Genomic DNA, 16,978 nt, shown 5'->3' on the forward strand with positions numbered 1-16,978 from the left:
CTCGCGACGGCCCCCGGGGTCTCGCTAACCGGCAACGCCGGCGTCGCCCTCGGCGGCGCGCTGCGCGGCCTGCTGGGCGTGGGCGCCGCCGCCGTCCCCCTGATGCCGCTGGCCTGGGCCGTGGCCCTGTTCGGCCACTTCGAGCGCGCGGTCGGCCGCCGCGTCACCGTGCTGCTCGCGGGCCTCGCCGTCACCGTGCCGTTCGCCGCGGGCGTGGCCTTCCAGAGCTTCGACGCCGCCGCGAGCGCGGCGCTCGCCGCCGCGGGCGAGGTCGCCTATCCCCCCGTGGTCGGACTCGCCGGCGGCTTCCTCGCCTACTCGCTGCGCGGCGTCGGCCCCGTGGGCGAGGCTCTGGTCGCGCTCGGCAGCTTCAGCGTGCTCACCGTGATCACGGTGGGGTGGAACCCGCTCGGCGTGCTGCGCAAGCGCCCCAGGCCCTCCGTGGCGCCCGGTGCGCCGCCGCCTGCGCCGGAGCCGGCGGAGCCCATGGCCCCCGAGGACATCTTCGCCGCGGCGGAGCCGGAGGCGGAGCTCGCGGCCGGGAGCGGCGGCCCCGCGCCGAAACGGCGGCGGAAGGGCGGGGCCCCCGCACCCCACGCCCCACACCCCACGCCCGGCGGCTCCCCCGACGAGCTCCCGCCCATCGACCTCCTCGCGCCGCCCACGCCGCAGCCCGCCTCCTTCGAGGCCGAGCTGGACCGGCTCCAGGACGTGCTGCTCGACACGCTCAAGCAGTTCAAGGTCGAGGGCGCCATCGCGGGGCGGACCACCGGCCCCGTCGTCACGCAGTTCGAGGTCGTGCCCGCGGCCGGCGTCAAGGTGGGCCGGATCGCGGCCCTGGCCGACGACCTGGCGCTCACGATGCGGGCCCAGTCCATCCGGATCGTGGCTCCGATTCCGGGGAAGGGCGCCGTCGGCGTCGAGGTCCCCAACCCCACGCCGCGGATGGTCGGGTTCCGCGAGCTGCTGGAAACGGCCGAGTGGGGACGGGCCCCGCAGCGCCTGCTGCTGCCGGTGGCGCTCGGCCGCGACCTCGAGGGCCGCGCGATCATCGCCGACCTGGCCAAGATGCCGCACCTGCTGATCGCGGGCGCGACCGGGTCCGGCAAGTCGGTCTGCATCAACACCATCATCACCAGCCTGGTCTACCGCTACACGCCGGCCGAGCTGCGGATGCTGATGATCGACCCCAAGATGGTCGAGCTGTCGATGTACAACGCGCTGCCGCACCTCCGGCACCGGGTGGTCACCGACAACAAGGACGCGGCGCACGTCTTCAAGTGGGCGGTGTGGGAGATGCAGGACCGCTACGAGCTGCTGCACGCCAACTCGGCGCGCAACCTGGGCGACTTCAACCGCAAGCTGGCCGACGGCCAGCAGCTGGTGAAGCCGAACGGCGAGCCGTGGGAGGACGGGCCGCTCCCCTACGTGATCCTGTTCGTGGACGAGCTGGCCGACCTGATCATGACGGTGCAGGCCGAGGTGGAGACCCCGCTCGCCCTGCTGGCGCAGAAGGCGCGCGCCATCGGGATCCACCTGGTGCTCGCGACCCAGCGGCCGTCGGTGAATGTGATCACCGGGCTCATCAAGGCGAACTTCCCCTGCCGCATCGCGTTCCGCGTCGCCTCGAAGGTGGACAGCCGCACCATCCTCGACCAGAACGGCGCCGAGGCCCTCCTGGGCAACGGCGACATGCTGTTCATGCCGCCCGGCAAGAGCGATCTGCTGCGCCTGCAGGGCGCGTACGTCGGCACGGACGAGACCGAGCGGCTGATGCACTGGTTCGACGCGCGCCGCGAGGAGCGGCTCGAGGCCGCGGCGGCCGCGGCACAGGCCGAGGCGGGGCCGGGCGGCGAGAGCGACATCCTCGAAGTGGTGCGAGCCAGGATCGCCGCGGAAGAGGGCGAGGGAGAGCCGGCGGCCGTCGGCGCGGCCGGGGACCGCGACCCGCTGTTCCGTCAGGCCGCCGAGTGCTGCATTCAGAACCAGCTCGGCTCGACGTCCCTGCTGCAGCGGCGGCTGAAGATCGGCTACGGCCGCGCGGCGCGCATCATCGACCAGCTGCACGACGCCGGCGTGCTGGGCCCGCCCGACGGGTCCAAGGCCCGGGAGGTGCTGGTCGGGCTGGACGACCTCGATCGAGTGGGACCGTACTAGCCACTCGCAACTCGGCGTCTCGTAACCGTACCGCAGTCCGCCTTTCTGAACCCTGCCTAATTCCTGCCGGGCGCTGCGATATTTCGGTTCACGGGGACTCCGGTTGGGCGCCTACGTTCGGCTCGTGCTCAAGAGCGATCCCAGCACCTGGAAGGATCCCCGCCACCGCGCGGGCGCGCGGGCCGAGTCCCTGGCGGCCGACGCCCTGCGCGTGCAGGGCTACCAGGTGCTCGAGCAGCGCTTCCGCTACGGCCACTCGGACGTGGACCTGGTGGCGCGGCGGGGAGCGGTGGTGGTGTTCGTCGAGGTGAAGGCGCGGGCCGACGAGCGCTTCGGCGCGGCCTCGGAGGCCGTGACCGCTCGCAAGCAGGCCAACCTGGTGCGGGCGGCCTCGGTGTGGCTCACGCGGCACGGGCGGGCCTGGAACAGCATCCGCTTCGACGTCATCACGGTCACGGGCGGGAAGCTGGAGTGGCTGCAGGATGCCTTTCGCCCGGGTTGGCGATAGGGGCGACTGGCGGAATGGGAGGTTCGGTATATATTCGGGTGGGAACGAGAGGGTGGTAGGTTGTGGGTCGGAGGTGGTGGAGAGGCCGCCCGGGGCGGGTTCTTGGCTCTCGACACTGGCAATTCGTGACCACTCGCAACTTGCCGTCCGGCAACTCCACTGAACTCTGCATTCCGAGGGACTGATGGCTCCAGAGGCGCAGCAGGACGATCGCAGGAAGGCCTTGAATCTCGCCATCGCCCAGATCGAGAAGACCTGCGGCAAGGGCTCGATCATGCGGATGGGCTCGGACCGGGCGCGGGTGAAGGTGGACGCGATCCCGACCGGCGCCATCAACCTCGATGCGGCCATCGGGGTCGGAGGCATCCCGCGCGGGCGGGTCACCGAGATCTTCGGTCCCGAGTCGTCGGGCAAGACCACGCTCGCCCTGCACGTGGCCGGCAACGCGCAGCGCGCCGGGGGCGTCGCGGCCTACGTGGACGCGGAGCACGCGCTGGACGTGGACTACGCCAGGAAGCTCGGCGTGGACGTGGACAACCTGCTCATCTCCCAGCCGGATACGGGCGAGCAGGCGCTGGAGATCACCGACATCCTGGTGCGCTCGGGCGCGGTGGACGTGATCGTGGTGGACTCGGTGGCGGCGCTGGTGCCCAAGGCGGAGATCGAGGGCGAGATGGGCGACACCCACGTCGGTCTCCAGGCCCGGCTGATGAGCCAGGCGCTGCGCAAGCTGGCGGGCGGGATCAATCGCTCCCGGACCTCCGTGATCTTCATCAACCAGCTGCGGGAGAAGGTCGGCATCCTGTTCGGCAACCCGGAGACGACGAGCGGGGGGCGGGCGCTCAAGTTCTACGCCTCGGTGCGGCTCGACATGCGCCGGATCGGGCCGGTCAAGGAGCGCGACACGGTGATCGGCAACCACACCCGGGTGAAGGTGGTGAAGAACAAGGTCGCGCCGCCGTTCCGGCAGGCGGAGTTCGACATCATGTTCGACGAGGGGATCAGCCACGCCGCCCTGCTGGTGGACCTGGCGGCGGAGATGGGCGTGATCGTGAAGTCGGGCGCGTGGTATGCCTATGCCGACCAGCGCATCGGCCAGGGCCGGGAGAACACCAAGCTGTTCCTCAAGGACAACCCGACGCTGATGGCGGAGATCGAGGCGAAGGTGAAGGACGGGCTGGGGATGAAGGCCGTGGCTCCGGTCGAGGAGGAGGGAGTCGCGGAGGAGTAGGTGCCCGCCGTCACGGCGCTGGAGAGCGACCCGAGGGGCAGCGGGGGCGTCGTCGTCTTCCTGGACGGCGCCTCGTACGCGCTGGTGGGGCCCGCGGACGTGCGGGGGCTCGGCCTCGCGGTGGACGCGGTGCTGTCCCCGGCCCAGGTGCAGGGCGTGGAGCAGCGCGCCGAGGTGTTCGCGGCGCGGGCGGCCGCGCTGCGCATTCTCGCCTTCCGCGCGCTGCCTTCGACCGAGATCCAGCGGCGCCTGGTGCGCAAGGGCTACGCGGGCGCCGCCGCCGGCGAGGCGGTGGCGTCGCTGGTGGCGTCGGGCCTGATCAACGACGGGGAGTTCGCGCGCCACTTCGCCCGCACCCGGGCGCGGCGGTTCCGCTACGGGCCCGCGCGCCTGGCCAGGGACCTCCGCCGGCTCGGCATCGGGCGCGAAGAAGCGGAGCGTGCGGTCCGCGACGCGCTCGAGGACGAGGGCGTGGAGGCGGTCGAGCTGCTGCGGGAGGCGGCGGCCCGCAAGGCGGCGACGCTGGAGGACCTCGACCTCGCCACGCGCCGCCGGCGGCTGAAGACGTACCTGCTGCGCCGCGGCTTCGCGGCGGCCGACGTGATCGAGGTGGTGAAGGCGGCGCTCGCGGCCTCGTGAGGTGGTGAAGGCGCCGCGCGGCGGGTAACTTTCCCCGGCTCATGAACGCCGCGACCATCCGCCGCCGGTTCCTCGACTACTTCGTGCAGCGGGACCACCGGGAGGTGGCCTCGTCGTCCCTGGTGCCCGCCGACGATCCCACCCTGTTGTTCACCAACGCCGGGATGGTGCAGTTCAAGCGGGTGTTCCTCGGCCTGGAGCGCCGCGACTACCGGCGCGCGACCACGTCGCAGAAGTGCGTCCGTGCCGGCGGCAAGCACAACGACCTCGAGCAGGTGGGCCACACCGACCGGCACCACACCTTCTTCGAGATGCTGGGCAACTTCTCCTTCGGCGACTACTTCAAGCAGGACGCCATCGCGTTCGCCTGGGAGTTCGTCACCAGCCCCGAGTGGCTGGGCATCCACCCCGACCGCATCCGCATCAGCGTCCACCACAAGGACGAGGACGCGCGCCGGCTGTGGCGCGAGGTCGCCGGCATCGCGGACGCCCGGATCTACGGCCTGGGGGACAAGGACAACTTCTGGCAGATGGCGGAGACGGGGCCGTGCGGCCCGTGCTCCGAGATCTACGTGGACCTGGGGGAGGGCGGTGGGGCCTCTCGAGCCGCGCCCCCGCCGTCCCAGCACGTCTCCAACCACGTCCACTCGCTCGACCAGTTCGTCGAGCTGGCCGAGGCCGGCCGGTTCCTCGAGATCTGGAACCTGGTCTTCATGCAGTTCGACCGGCAGGCCACGGGCGAGCTGGTGCCGCTGCCCGCGCCGTCGGTGGACACCGGCGCCGGCCTCGAGCGCATCGCGGCCGTGCTCCAGGGCGTCCGCTCCAACTTCGACACCGACCTCTTCACGCCGCTCATCGCGCGCGCCGTGGACGTCGTGGGCCGGCCGTACGACCGGGGCCCCGCCGGCGCGCCGTTCCGGGTGCTGGCCGACCACGCGCGCGCCGTCGCGTTCCTGCTCGCCGACGGGGTCTACCCGTCGAACGAGGGCCGCGGCTACGTGCTGCGCCGCATCCTCCGGCGCGCGGTGCGCCACGCCTACCTCCTGGGCCGCCGCGAGCCGACGCTGGTGGCGCTGGTGGACGAGGTGGTCAAGGTGATGGGCGGGCACTACCCGGAGCTGGTGAAGGGCGCCGCGCACCTGGCGGGCGTCACCCGGGCCGAGGAGGAGCGCTTCTTCGAGACCATCGAGGGCGGCCTCGAGCGCCTCGCGGCGCTCAGGTCGGTCACCGCCGAGGAGGCGTTCAAGCTGTACGACACCTACGGCTTCCCGATCGACCTCACCGAGATCGTCGCGGCCGAGCGCGGGCTCACGGTGGACGTGGCGGGCTTCGACGCGCTGCTCGACCAGCAGCGCGACCGGTCGAGGAAGGCGCGCGGCGCATCCGGCCGTGGCACTTCGAGCGCCCTCCCGGACGCGAAGCGGGGGGTTCCCCGCGCGGAGGGGACGGGCGGCGGCGGGGAGCGCGCCAGGGAGGACCGCGAGCGGACGGGAGGGCGCGAGAAGGGCGCCGCACCCGGCCGCGCTGAGTCCGACGCCGGCGCATGGACGCCCGTCGGCAAGCGAGCCCGCCAGAAGTGGGTCGGCTACGACACCACGCGTGCCGAGACCGACATCCTCGCCTGGCGGCAGACCGGGGACGGCGTCGGCCTCATCCTGCACGAGAATCCCTTCTACGCCGTGAGCGGCGGCCAGGTCAGCGACGCGGGCGAGGTGCGCGGCAAGGGCTGGGTGCTGCCGGTCGCCGAGGTGCGCAAGGTCGAGGGCGGCACCGCGGTGTTCGGGCCGTTCCAGGGCCCGTTCGCGCCGACCCGGGTCGAGGCGCTGGTCGACGAGGAGCTGCGGCGCGACACCGAGCGCAACCACACGGCCACGCACCTGCTGCACGCGGCGCTCCGGAAGGTCCTCGGCGACCACGTGCACCAGGCCGGCTCGGTGGTCTCGCCGGAGCACCTGCGCTTCGACTTCACGCACCACCAGCCGATCCCGCCCGCGCTGCTGGCCGAGATCGAGGCCGAGATGAACCGGCACGTGTGGGAGAACCTCGACGTCGTCAAGCAGGAGATGCCGTACGCGGAGGCGATCGCGCTGGGCGCGATGGCGCTGTTCGGCGAGAAGTACGGCGCCGTGGTGCGCACCGTCCGGGTGCCCGGCGTCTCGCTGGAGCTGTGCGGCGGGTGCCACGTGCGGACCACCGGCCAGATCGGCCTGGTGCGGCTGGTGGGCGAGACCGGCGTGGGCGCGGGCGTGCGGCGCGTCGAGGCGCTGACGGGCCCGGGCGCCTTCGAGTGGCTGGCCGGCCGGGTCCGCCTGCTGGACGGCGTCGCCGAGGTCGTGGGCAGCACGCCGGAGCACCTGGCGCGGCGGGTCGAGGCGCTGGTGGACGAGCGGCGCAAGCTCGAGAAGCGGGTCGAGGAGCTGATCAAGAGCGGCGGCGCCGACGCGGCGAAGGCGCGCATCGTCGAGGTGAACGGCAGCCGGATCGCCGTCGCGTCGAGCGACACGGCGGACCGGAACGAGATCGGCGCGATGGTGGACGCGTTCCGGAGCCAGACGGCGAGCGGCGTGCTGGTGATCGTGGCCACGGGCGAGCGGCCGGGCATCCACGTCGGGGTCACCGACGACCTGGTGGCGCGGGGCGTGGTCGCGCCCGATCTGGCCAACCGGCTGGCCGCCGTGAGCGGCGGGAAGGGCGGGGGCCGGCCGCACTTCGCGTCGGCCGGCGCGGGCGACGCGTCGAAGCTGGGCGACGTCGAGCGGCGCGCGCCCGAGCTGGTGCGCGAGGTCCTGGAGGCCCACCGGTGAGCGCTCCAACCCACAACCTGCAACCCACCCACCGTCGGTGACCCGCCCCGAACTTCTGGCCTGGCTCGAATCCCGCCGGCCCGCTCCGCCGGCGGCGCTGGCCAACCGGCTCGCCGAGTGCGTGACGGCCGCGCCCGACGGTGTGCTGGCCGGTGACTCGGTCGCCGAAGCGGTCGGCCGGCTGGGTCTGGTGACGCTGCGCGCCGTGGTGGAGCGCCAGGGCGTGGCGTACGACGCGGCCATGGACCTGCTCGCGGCCGACGCCTTCGTGACCTACGCGTTCGAGGCGGCCGCCGAGGGTGGGGGCGAGCTGTCGAGCCTGGCGGGCCGGCTCCTGGCCGCGGTGGGCACGTGAGCACCGGCCAGGAGTGGCTGATGGAGCGCGCCCCGGGGCTGTGCGTGCTGGTGGACCCCGAGCGCACGCCCGCCGCCGAGGCGGGAACGCTCGCGGCCGGCGCCGAGGCGGACGGGGCGGTGGCGCTCCTGATCGGGACCTCGTACGACAGCACCGCGCGCACCGGCGACGTGGCGGCGGCCATCAAGCGGGCCTCGCGGCTGCCGCTGCTGCTCTTCCCGGGCTCCGCGGCGCAGCTGGTGCCCAACGTGGACGCGGTGCTGCTCCTCTCGCTCGTCTCGGGGCGCAACCCGCAATACCTCATCGAGGAGCACGTGCGCGCGGTCCCCTTCTTCCGCCGGCACGACGTGCCGGCGATCTCGACCGCCTACCTCCTGATGGACGGCGGCCGCGTCACGGCGGTCGAGGCGGTGAGCCAGACGCGCCCGCTGCCCGCCGACAAGCCGGAGCTGGCCGCGGCGCACGCGATGGCGGGACAGCTGATCGGCATGGCGGCCGTGTACCTCGATGCCGGCAGCGGCGCCGCGTCGCCGGTGGCGCCGGCGGTCATCGAGGCGGTGCGCTGTGCCGTGTCGCTCCCGCTGCTGGTGGGCGGCGGGCTGCGCACCCCGGAGCAGGTCTGCCGGGCGCGCCGCGCCGGGGCGGATTTCGTGGTGGTCGGCAGCGCGATCGAGGACGGCGGGCCCGGCCGGATCCGGGAGCTGGCGGCCGCGGCCCGATGATCGACCTGCACACCCACCTCATTCCCGGGGTCGACGACGGCTCCCACACCATCGAGCAGTCGGTCGAGGTGCTGCAGCACTTCGCCGCCCAGGGGGTCACCGCGGTGTGCTGCACGCCGCACCTCAAGGCGAGTGCGCTCGAGTCGGCGCCCTGCGACGACATGGACGCGCTGCTGAGCGACCTGGTGGACGCCGCGCCGCCCCGGCCGGCGCTGCGCCGCGGGTTCGAGATCATGCTCGACGTGCCCGCGCCGCGGTTCACCGACCGGTGCTGCTGCCTGGCGGGCTCGCGGTACGTGCTGGTGGAGTTCGGGCGCCTGGTGCCGGCCGACGCCAGCGTGGAGGTCCTGGCGGGCATCGTCGCGCAGGGCCTGGTGCCGCTGCTGGCGCACCCGGAGCGCTACTCGGTCTGCACGCCGGAGCTGGGACGGCGCTGGCAGCAGGCCGGCGTGGTGCTCCAGGTGGACGCGACCACCCTGCTCGGCGAGTCGCGCCGCGCCGGGCGCGCGCGGGCCCTGCTCGAGGCGGGCTGCGCGTCCATCGTCGCCAGCGACAACCACGGCGACGCCCGCTCGGTCGCGTCGGCGGTGCGCTGGCTGGAGTCGCACGGCGGCGGCGCGCAGGCCGAGCTGCTGGCGATCGACAACCCGCAGGCCATCCTCGACGACCAGCCGCTGCGGCCGGTGCCGCCGTTCCGGGTGCGGCGCTCGATGTACACCAAGCTGAAGGACTTCCTCGTGGGAGGGTCCGAGCGGTGAGCGCGCCACTGGGCCATCTGGAGGAGCTGGCGCGGGTCGCCGCGCGCTCGGCCGCGGTGCTGGCCGAGCCGGTGGCCCGCTACGTGGGGCTGGTGCAGGGCACGCTGGCGGCGGGCCGGACGGTCTACTTCGCTGGCAACGGCGGCAGCGCCGCGCACGCGCAGCACATCGCGACCGAGTACGTGGTCCGCTACCGGCCGCGCGAGCGGCGGGCGGCCCCCGCGCTCGCGCTCTCCACCGACAGCTCGCTGCTCACGGCGGCGGCCAACGACCTCGGCTTCGAGCACATCTTCGCGCGGCAGATCGAGGCGCACGGGCGGCCGGGCGACCTGCTGGTGCTCATCTCGACGTCGGGGCGCTCGGCCAACCTGGTCCGGGCGGCCGAGGCCGCGAAGGCGGCGGGCGTGCGCACGGTCGCGCTCCTGGCGGCGGACGGCGGCGCCCTGGCGAAGCTGGTGGACGTCGCGGTTGTCGTGCCGTGCGAGGACGCGGCGCACGCGCAGGAGGTGCAGCTCGCCGTCGACCACTACGTGTGCTCGCAGGTGGAGCCGGGGCTGAAGTGAGCGGCGGCGCCGGCGACCGCCCGTGATCTCGCTGCGCGGCAAGCGCGCGCTGGTGACCGGCGGCACCCGCGGCATCGGCAAGGCTACCGTCGAGCTGCTGCGGGCTGCCGGCGCCGAGGTGACGGCCGCAGGACGCCGGACCCACGGCGACCTCGGCGACCCCGCCAGGGCGGCGGCGCTCGCCGCGGCCGTGACGGGCCCGCTCGACATCCTGGTCGTCAGTCACGGCGTGTGGGAGGCCGAGGGCGTGCCGCTCGCGCGGATGGACCAGGCCCAGTGGCGCTCGACCATCTCCCAGAACCTCGACTCGGTGTTCCACGTGGTGCGCGCGCTGGGCCCGCGCATGGCCGAGGGCGGCGCCATCGTGCTGGTGGCCTCGACGGCGGCGCAGCGCGGCGAGGCGCTGCACGCCGACTATGCCGCGAGCAAGGGCGCGCTCGTCGCCCTGACCAAGAGCCTGGCGGTGGAGATGGCGCCGCGGGTGCGCGTCAACTGCGTGGCGCCCGGCTGGGCGGACACCGAGATGGCGGCGCGGCCGTACGCCGGCGGGGGCCGGGCGGCCATCGAGGCCACCATCCCGCTGGGACGCGTGGCATCGGCGCAGGACGTGGCGGGTCCGATCGTGTTCCTCTGCTCCGAGCTGGCGCGGCACGTCACCGGCGAGATCCTGAACGTGAACGGCGGGAGCGTGCTGTGTGGCTGACGCCTTCCCGCTAGCGCGCATTCCGGAGCCGGTGCGCAGCATCGCGCGCACCCTCCAGCAGGCGGGGCACGAGGCCTGGTTCGTGGGCGGCGCGGTGCGCGACGTGCTCTACGAGCAGCGCGGGGCGGGGCCGCCGCCGCGGCTCGGCGACTTCGACATCGCGACGTCGGCGCTGCCGGAGGTGGTGCGCAGGCTGTTCCACCGCACCGTGCCGATCGGCATCGAGCACGGGACGCTGGCCGTGCTCGACGGCAACGGCGCCGCCCACGAGGTCACGACCTTCCGCCGCGACGTGGAGACCGACGGCCGCCACGCGCGGGTCGCCTTCGGCGTCTCGCTCGACGACGACCTGGCGCGGCGTGACTTCACCATCAACGCCGTCGCCGTCCACCCCGGGACCGGGGAGATTCGCGACCCGTTCGGCGGGCGCGCCGACCTCGCGGCCGGCGTGGTGCGCGCGGTGGGGGACCCCGCCACCCGGTTCCGCGAGGACCGGCTGCGGGTGCTGCGGGCGCTCCGGTTCGCGGCGGTGTTCGGCTTCAAGGTCGAGCCGGCCACCTGGGCGGCGCTGGTGGCGGCGGTGCCCGACCTGGGCTCGCTGTCGCGCGAGCGGGTGCGGGACGAGTGGCTGAAGACGCTCGACGCCGCCTCGCCGTCGCTGGGCGTGGGCCTGTGGGTCGCGTGCGGGGCGCTGGCGCGCGTGTGGCCGGAGATGGCCGAGCTCGGCCCCGACATGCCCGGGCGCCTCGACGCCATCGACCCGCCGCGGGACCCCGTGCTGCTGACGGCGGCGGCGCTGTGCCACGCCGGTGCGACCGAGGACGTGGCGGAGGCGGCGGTGCGCCGGCTGCGGTTCTCCAACGACGAGGCGACGCGGGTCCGGGCCGTGGTGGCCGGCCTGCGATTCCCGCTGCCGGCGCCGGGCCTCACGCGCGAGGTGCGGCACTGGCTGGCGCACCACCGGACGCACGCACGCGAGATCGTCGCGGTGTCGGAGCCCAGGGCCCGGCGGGCCGACCTGCTCGCGGCGGTGCGCGCCATCGAGGCGTCGGGCGACCCGCTGACGGTGCGCGACCTGGCCGTCACGGGCAACGACCTCGTGGACGCCGGGGTGCCGCCGGGCCGGGGGATGGGGGAGATGCTCCGCCGGCTGCTGGACGAGGTCCTGGACGAGCCGTGGCGCAACACGCGCGAGCACCTGCTGGCGCGCGCGCGGGAGCTGGGGTGATCAGCGCTCCCGCCCTCGGGCTCGGGGTGGTGGCGGCCCTCGCCAACCTGATGGGCGCCTGGGCCGTCACCCGGAGCGCGCGGTTCGGCCTGCGGGTCATCGAGCTGCTGTTCGCCTATGCCGCCGGCTTCATGATCGCGCTCGCCCTCGTCGGCGTCGTGCCGGAGGCGCTCGCCAGGGACTCGGCGGCGGCGGCGCCCGTGATCCTGCTTGGCTACCTGCTGGTGCACCTCACCCAGCACACGGTGACGCCGCATTTCCACTTCGGCGAGGAAACCCACCACGTCACCCACGCCGCGAGCGTCTCGGGCATCGTGGGCCTGCTGCTCCACACCTTCTTCGACGGCGTCGCGATCGCCTCCGGCTTCCTGGTGAGCCCGTCGCTCGGGCTGCTGCTGTTCCTCGCGATCTTCCTCCACAAGCTGCCGGAGGGCGTCACCGTCTCGAGCCTCGTGCTGGCGGCCGGCGAGACGCCGCGCCGCGCGGTGCTGGCCGCCGCGGCGCTCGGCGCGACCACCATCCTGGGCGTGCTCCTCACGGAGCGCGCGGCGGTGCTCGAGCAGCACGGGCTCGCCCTCTCGGCCGGCGTGACGCTGTACGTGGGCGCCTCGAACCTGGTCCCCGAGTTCCAGGGCAAGCCCGGCTGGCGGCTGCCGCTGGCGTTCTTCGCCGGCGCCGGGTCGTTCATCGGCGCCCAGGCGCTGGTCGCTCGCCTGCTGGCCTGACCGCCGCCGGCCGCGCCCGCCGGGGCCGGGCGCGTCGCCGGTCCGGCGCGGCGGGTCGCTCGCCCATCACCTCCAGACTCTCGACCAGCCAGCGCCTCAGTCCCATCGCGCGCGCCAGCGGCCACGGGCTGTGCCGCGCGCTCGCCAGCCGCTCGGCCCACTCCCGCTCCAGCCTCGCCGCCGCGCGCATCGCGTCGGCCAGCACCCGCGCGCCCGACTCCGTGAGGACGGGGACCAGGGCCGGCCTGCCCGGCCCACGCGGCTCCCGGCTCGGGCCGCCGCTGCGGCCGGCTCCCCGGCGTACCAGTGCCCGCCGCTCGAGCCGGCGCAGCAGCTCGCTGATCGTGCCCGGCTCCAGCGCGAGCCGGGCGGCGAGGGCCGCCTGCGAGTGAACGGGCTCCCTCGCGATCTCCCGCATGACGAGGAACGCACGGGCACTCAGACCCACGATCGCCAGCCGCCGGTCCATCTCGCCCTCGAGCGTGCGGGCGAGGGCCAGAGCGGGGCCCAGCAGACGCTGCTCGGCCGTGTCGCGCGGCGGTTGCGAGCGTGTTTTGTTCGTACGCGAATCAACCCTCCACGAGGCGGCGGCGACCTCGCGACGACCCCGGTGCCACCCGGGGGACGCGAGGGCGCGACCGGCCCGCCGGTAGCGGCGGCACCGGGCCCGCTCGTCCCCACCCCGCCGTCCCCGCCCAGCCGTGGCGCGGGCCGGTCGGGCCACCGGGTTTCTTCGCATACGAACCTACGAGCCGCCGTCACCGGCCGATCACCCCCGCAGACACGCCTGGCGCCCGGCTGGACCCCGAAGTGAGTGCGGGGCGGCCCTCGAGTCGCCGCCGTCGGGGAAACGTCCTACAGGGGCTACCGGGGCTTGGTCCGGGCAGTTGACCGCAGGTTGCCGGCGCGAGGGCAACCGCCGCTTGGCGCCTTGGGCCTGGAGTCGCTCCCGGGCGGTCGGTCGGGGGAGCCCCGCCAACCGGGCGCCGGGCAGTCGGCTGGGGGGAACCCGCCAGCCGGGTGGCCCGAACGGAGTGCGGCTCGCCGGGCACCGGTGCGCTTCGCGCTACCGGACGGCCCGCCAATGGACTATTTTGGTCATACCGAACGGACCCATGAGGTCACATGAAGGCCGCCAAGGTGTCGGAGCTGAAGGCCGGGCTGAGCAGGTACCTGGCGCGCGTGAAGCGCGGCGAGCAGGTCGTCATCACCGAGCGCGGGAAGCCGGTGGCGAAGCTGGTCCCGTTGCCGCCGCAGCCGCCGGGGATCGAGTCCGACGAGTGGGATCGGCTGCTGGAGATGGAGCGGCAGGGCCGGCTCGTGATTCCGGAGCGCGTGGGCCTGACGCGGGAGTTCTGGGAGATGCCGCGCGGCGATGATCCCGGCGGCACCGTGGCGCAGCAGCTGATCGACGACCGGAAGCGCCGATGAGGTTCTGGGATGCGTCGGCCCTGGTGCCGCTGCTCGTCAACGAGCCGAGGAGCGACCGGCTCAGGGCGCTGGGCCATCAGGACCCCGCCGTCGCGGTCTGGTGGGGGACCCTGGTGGAGTGCACGTCCGCGCTCGTGCGGCGGGAGCGCGGCGGGAGCATCACGGCATCCGCGCGCGACAGCGGGCTGGCGGCACTGTCCGCGAGCGCCAGCCTGTGGCTGGCGGTCGGGCCCACGGCCGCGCTGCGGGAGGCCGCGCTGCGCGCGGTGCGTGTGCACGGACTGTCCGCGGGCGACGCGTTCCAGCTGGCGGCCGCGCTCGAATGGGCCGAGGGACGGTCGGCGGGACGCGTGCTCGTCTCCCTCGATGGCGAGGTCCGGTCGGCCGCCGGGAACGAGGGCTTCACGGTGCTTCCGGAGCTGCCCGCGTGAAGAAGCCGGAGCCCTCGCTGTTCGCGCCGCCCGCGTCGGCGCAGCCGCTCGCGGCGCGAATGCGGCCGCGGACCCTGGAGGAGTTCCTCGGCCAGGAGGAGCTGCTGGGTCCGGGGAAGGCGCTGGGCGAGCTGATCCGGCGGGGCGAAGTGGGCTCGATGATCTTCTGGGGCCCGCCGGGGAGCGGCAAGACCACGCTCGCCCTGCTCATCGCGCAGTACACCGACCGCGAGTTCGTCCCGTTCAGCGCCGTGACCGAGGGCGTGCCGCGGGTGCGCGAGATCATCCACGAGGCCGAGGAGCGGCTCGCCCAGTACGGCCGGCGCACCATCCTGTTCTGCGACGAGATCCACCGCTTCAACCGGGCGCAGCAGGACGCGTTCCTGCCGCACGTCGAGCGCGGGACCATCGCGCTGATCGGCGCCACGACGGAGAACCCCAGCTTCGAGATCACCGGCGCGCTGCTGTCGCGGACCCGGGTCTTCGTCCTCGAGCCGCTGAGCGAGGAGCACGTCCGGACGCTGGTCCGGCGCGCGCTGGCGGACGAGGAGCGCGGGCTCGGCAAGCTGAAGCTGGCGCTGGAGGACGACGCGCTGGCGCTGCTGGCGCGCGAGGCCGACGGCGACGCGCGCCGCGCGCTGCAGGCGCTCGAGGCGGCGGCCGAGTACCTCACCGGCTCTGTGGGCAGCGGCGCGGCGCCGGTCTCGGAGCCCCCCGGGGCCGAGGGGCCATCCCCCGCTTCGCGGGGACCCCGCCGTCCTCGGCCCCAGGAGGCTCCTCGACCGGCTTTGTCCGGGGGCCCACGGCCGCCTGAGACCGGCCCTCCGAGGACCGTCACCGCCGCCATCGTCGCCGACGCGCTGCAGCGACGGTTCGCCCGCTACGACAAGGGCGGCGAGGAGCACTACAACCTCATCAGCGCGCTGCACAAGGCGATGCGCGGCTCCGATCCGGACGGGTCGCTGTACTGGCTGGCGCGGATGATCGACGGCGGCGAGGACCCGCTCTACATCGCCCGCCGCGTGATCCGCGCGGCGAGCGAGGACGTCGGCCTGGCGGACCCGCGGGCGCTCACGATGGCCCTGGCCGCGAAGGACACGCTGCACTTCCTCGGCCAGCCCGAGGGCGAGCTGGCCCTGGCCGAGGCGGTGGTCTACGTCGCCACCGCGCCCAAGAGCAACCGCGTGTACGAGGCGTGGGGCCGGGCGCTGGAGGCGGCGCGCGAGCACCCGGCCGAGGGCGTGCCGCTGCACATCCGGAACGCGCCGACGGACCTGATGAAGGAGCTGGGCTACGGGAAGGGCTACGAGTACGCCCACAGCGTGCCCGAGGCGTATACGCCCCAGGAGTACCTGCCGCCGGCGCTGCGGGGCGCGAAGTTCTATGAGCCGACGGCGTTCGGGTTCGAGAAGGACGTCGCCAAGCGGATGGAGTGGTGGGAGGGGCTGAAGAAGCGGGTGGGGAAGGGCGTCGCGGGAGCCGGGCCGGCAGCCCCAGAGGTCCCCTGACGCTCGAATGACGCCCGGCCGGTAGGGTTTGCCGGGCCGTGTCCGGGCATGACCAGCTGACCCGAGGGAAGTGCCATCGCCAAGGACCTGATTTCGGTTGCGCCGCCGGTCGAGCGCGCATTGCTGGTCGGTGCCCCGCGCAAGGGCACGGTCGAAGCGCGGGACGTGGACGACCACCTCGACGAGCTGGCCAGGCTGGTGGACACGGCCGGGGCGGAGGTGGCCGGCCGCGTCGTGCAGCACATCGCGGCGCCGACGCCCGACCTCTTCATCGGCCGGGGCAAGGCCGGGGAGGTCGCCCGGCAGCTGGTCGAGCTGGGCGCGGGCCTGGCGGTGTTCGACGAGGAGCTGAGTCCCAGGCAGGGCAAGCACCTCGAGGAGGCGCTGGGCGTGCGGGTGATGGACCGCACCGAGCTGATCCTCGACATCTTCGCGCTGCGGGCCCGGAGCCGGGAGGCGAAGATGCAGGTCGAGCTGGCGCAGCTCGAGTACCTGCTGCCGCGACTCACGCGGATGTGGGCGCACCTGTCGAGGATTCGCGGCGGGATCGGGCTGCGCGGGCCCGGCGAGACGCAGCTCGAGACCGACCGCCGGATGATCCGCCGCAAGATCGGCGTGCTGAAGGGGAAGCTCGGCGAGGTGGCCGAGCACCGGGCGCGGCTGCGGGACCGGACCCGGGACCGTGACGTGCTGCGGGTTGCCTTGGTCGGATATACCAACGCGGGCAAGTCGAGCCTGCTGCGGGCCCTGACGGGGAGCGAGGCGCACGTCGAGGACCGGCTGTTCGCCACGCTCGACACGGCGAGCCGGGAGACGCGGGTGAACGGCAAGGCGATCCGGTTCACCGACACCGTGGGCTTCATCCGCAAGCTGCCGCACGACCTGGTGGCGAGCTTCCGGGCGACGCTGGAGGAGGCGGCCGACGCGGACGTGATCGTCCACGTGGTGGACGCGAGCCATCCGGCGTGGGAGCAGCAGGCGGAGGTGGTGGGTGAGGTGCTGGGGAGCCTCGTCTCGGACGGCGCGGGTCCGCGGGTCGTGATGGCGCTCAACAAGGCCGATCGGTTGGCGTCGAACGAGCGCGTGGCGCGGCTGCGGGAGGCGGAGGCGAGGGGCTGGGATTCCGCGGCCACGAGCGCGGTGTCGGCGGGTGGGGTAGGGGACCTGAGAGACAGGCTGGCCACGATGGCGCAAGCGCGCGCGGGGGCGTGAGTT

The 16,978-nt window shown here is 74.1% G+C and carries 17 protein-coding genes; 16 read left to right on the forward strand and 1 reads right to left on the reverse strand.

Annotated elements, in window-relative coordinates; translation table 11 throughout:
- The first annotated feature begins 78 nt into the window (after nt 1-78).
- The 12 genes from VMF70_08015 to VMF70_08070 all read left to right on the forward strand — a co-directional run bounded on the left by VMF70_08015 (nt 79) and on the right by VMF70_08070 (nt 12,393).
- The gene (locus tag VMF70_08015) at nt 79-2,157 is read left to right on the forward strand and encodes a DNA translocase FtsK (protein HTT67957.1); all 2,079 of its coding nucleotides are present in this window, start codon (nt 79-81) and stop codon (nt 2,155-2,157) included.
- Nucleotides 2,158-2,281: 124 nt separating this feature from the next.
- The gene (locus tag VMF70_08020; GenBank protein HTT67958.1) at nt 2,282-2,665 is read left to right on the forward strand and encodes a YraN family protein; all 384 of its coding nucleotides are present in this window, start codon (nt 2,282-2,284) and stop codon (nt 2,663-2,665) included.
- 184 nt (nt 2,666-2,849) lie between these two features.
- Nucleotides 2,850-3,896: a recombinase RecA gene (recA, locus tag VMF70_08025; GenBank protein HTT67959.1), complete on the forward strand. Its 1,047-nt coding sequence runs from the start codon at nt 2,850-2,852 to the stop codon at nt 3,894-3,896.
- Nucleotides 3,897-4,535: a regulatory protein RecX gene (locus VMF70_08030; protein HTT67960.1), complete on the forward strand. Its 639-nt coding sequence runs from the start codon at nt 3,897-3,899 to the stop codon at nt 4,533-4,535.
- 41 nt (nt 4,536-4,576) lie between these two features.
- Entirely contained in the window at nt 4,577-7,339 is a 2,763-nt protein-coding gene (gene alaS, locus VMF70_08035) for an alanine--tRNA ligase (GenBank protein HTT67961.1), read from the forward strand.
- A 37-nt stretch (nt 7,340-7,376) separates the two neighbouring features.
- Nucleotides 7,377-7,694 carry a hypothetical protein gene (locus tag VMF70_08040; GenBank protein HTT67962.1) on the forward strand — a complete coding sequence of 106 codons (318 nt, stop codon included), beginning with the start codon at nt 7,377-7,379 and terminating at the stop codon, nt 7,692-7,694.
- On the forward strand, nt 7,691-8,416 hold the full coding sequence (locus tag VMF70_08045; protein ID HTT67963.1) for a geranylgeranylglyceryl/heptaprenylglyceryl phosphate synthase: 726 nt from the start codon (nt 7,691-7,693) through the stop codon (nt 8,414-8,416). The genes VMF70_08040 and VMF70_08045 overlap by 4 nt, the downstream gene beginning before the upstream one ends.
- Nucleotides 8,413-9,174, forward strand: coding sequence for a CpsB/CapC family capsule biosynthesis tyrosine phosphatase (locus tag VMF70_08050; protein HTT67964.1), 762 nt, complete (start codon nt 8,413-8,415; stop codon nt 9,172-9,174). The genes VMF70_08045 and VMF70_08050 overlap by 4 nt, the downstream gene beginning before the upstream one ends.
- Nucleotides 9,171-9,737, forward strand: coding sequence for an SIS domain-containing protein (locus VMF70_08055; protein ID HTT67965.1), 567 nt, complete (start codon nt 9,171-9,173; stop codon nt 9,735-9,737). Before VMF70_08050 ends, VMF70_08055 begins: the two co-directional genes overlap by 4 nt.
- A 22-nt stretch (nt 9,738-9,759) precedes the next feature.
- Nucleotides 9,760-10,440: an SDR family oxidoreductase gene (locus VMF70_08060; GenBank protein ID HTT67966.1), complete on the forward strand. Its 681-nt coding sequence runs from the start codon at nt 9,760-9,762 to the stop codon at nt 10,438-10,440.
- Nucleotides 10,433-11,668 (forward strand): hypothetical protein, encoded by a 1,236-nt coding sequence (locus tag VMF70_08065; protein ID HTT67967.1) that lies wholly within the window; start codon nt 10,433-10,435, stop codon nt 11,666-11,668. The genes VMF70_08060 and VMF70_08065 overlap by 8 nt, the downstream gene beginning before the upstream one ends.
- A complete protein-coding gene (locus tag VMF70_08070) occupies nt 11,665-12,393 on the forward strand; it encodes a ZIP family metal transporter (protein HTT67968.1) in 729 nt (242 codons plus the stop codon). The genes VMF70_08065 and VMF70_08070 overlap by 4 nt, the downstream gene beginning before the upstream one ends.
- On the opposite strand, the gene VMF70_08075 is transcribed toward VMF70_08070, so the two are convergent.
- Entirely contained in the window at nt 12,353-12,862 is a 510-nt protein-coding gene (locus VMF70_08075) for a MarR family transcriptional regulator (GenBank protein HTT67969.1), read from the reverse strand. The genes VMF70_08070 and VMF70_08075 overlap by 41 nt on opposite strands.
- A gap of 656 nt (nt 12,863-13,518) precedes the next feature.
- Between VMF70_08075 and VMF70_08080 the strand changes: the two genes are divergently transcribed.
- The 4 genes from VMF70_08080 to hflX all read left to right on the forward strand — a co-directional run bounded on the left by VMF70_08080 (nt 13,519) and on the right by hflX (nt 16,975).
- Complete coding sequence (locus tag VMF70_08080) at nt 13,519-13,824, forward strand: type II toxin-antitoxin system prevent-host-death family antitoxin (GenBank protein HTT67970.1); 306 nt, start codon at nt 13,519-13,521, stop codon at nt 13,822-13,824.
- On the forward strand, nt 13,821-14,255 hold the full coding sequence (locus VMF70_08085; GenBank protein HTT67971.1) for a type II toxin-antitoxin system VapC family toxin: 435 nt from the start codon (nt 13,821-13,823) through the stop codon (nt 14,253-14,255). Before VMF70_08080 ends, VMF70_08085 begins: the two co-directional genes overlap by 4 nt.
- Entirely contained in the window at nt 14,252-15,763 is a 1,512-nt protein-coding gene (locus VMF70_08090) for a replication-associated recombination protein A (GenBank protein ID HTT67972.1), read from the forward strand. Before VMF70_08085 ends, VMF70_08090 begins: the two co-directional genes overlap by 4 nt.
- Before the next feature lie 120 nt (nt 15,764-15,883).
- Nucleotides 15,884-16,975: a GTPase HflX gene (gene hflX, locus VMF70_08095; GenBank protein ID HTT67973.1), complete on the forward strand. Its 1,092-nt coding sequence runs from the start codon at nt 15,884-15,886 to the stop codon at nt 16,973-16,975.
- The last annotated feature ends 3 nt before the right edge of the window (nt 16,976-16,978 follow it).

Source organism: Gemmatimonadales bacterium, from assembly GCA_035502185.1.
GTDB lineage: Bacteria > Gemmatimonadota > Gemmatimonadetes > Gemmatimonadales > JACORV01 > Fen-1245.

What these genes read in the sequence shown, in the direction of transcription:
- recA (HTT67959.1), top strand. Translation starts at nt 2,850, where the DNA reads ATGGCTCCAGAGGCGCAGCAGGACGATCGCAGGAAGGCCTTGAATCTC.
- alaS (HTT67961.1), top strand. Translation starts at nt 4,577, where the DNA reads ATGAACGCCGCGACCATCCGCCGCCGGTTCCTCGACTACTTCGTGCAG.
- VMF70_08050 (HTT67964.1), top strand. Translation starts at nt 8,413, where the DNA reads ATGATCGACCTGCACACCCACCTCATTCCCGGGGTCGACGACGGCTCC.
- VMF70_08075 (HTT67969.1), bottom strand. Translation starts at nt 12,862, where the DNA reads ATGGACCGGCGGCTGGCGATCGTGGGTCTGAGTGCCCGTGCGTTCCTC.
- VMF70_08080 (HTT67970.1), top strand. Translation starts at nt 13,519, where the DNA reads ATGAAGGCCGCCAAGGTGTCGGAGCTGAAGGCCGGGCTGAGCAGGTAC.
- VMF70_08085 (HTT67971.1), top strand. Translation starts at nt 13,821, where the DNA reads ATGAGGTTCTGGGATGCGTCGGCCCTGGTGCCGCTGCTCGTCAACGAG.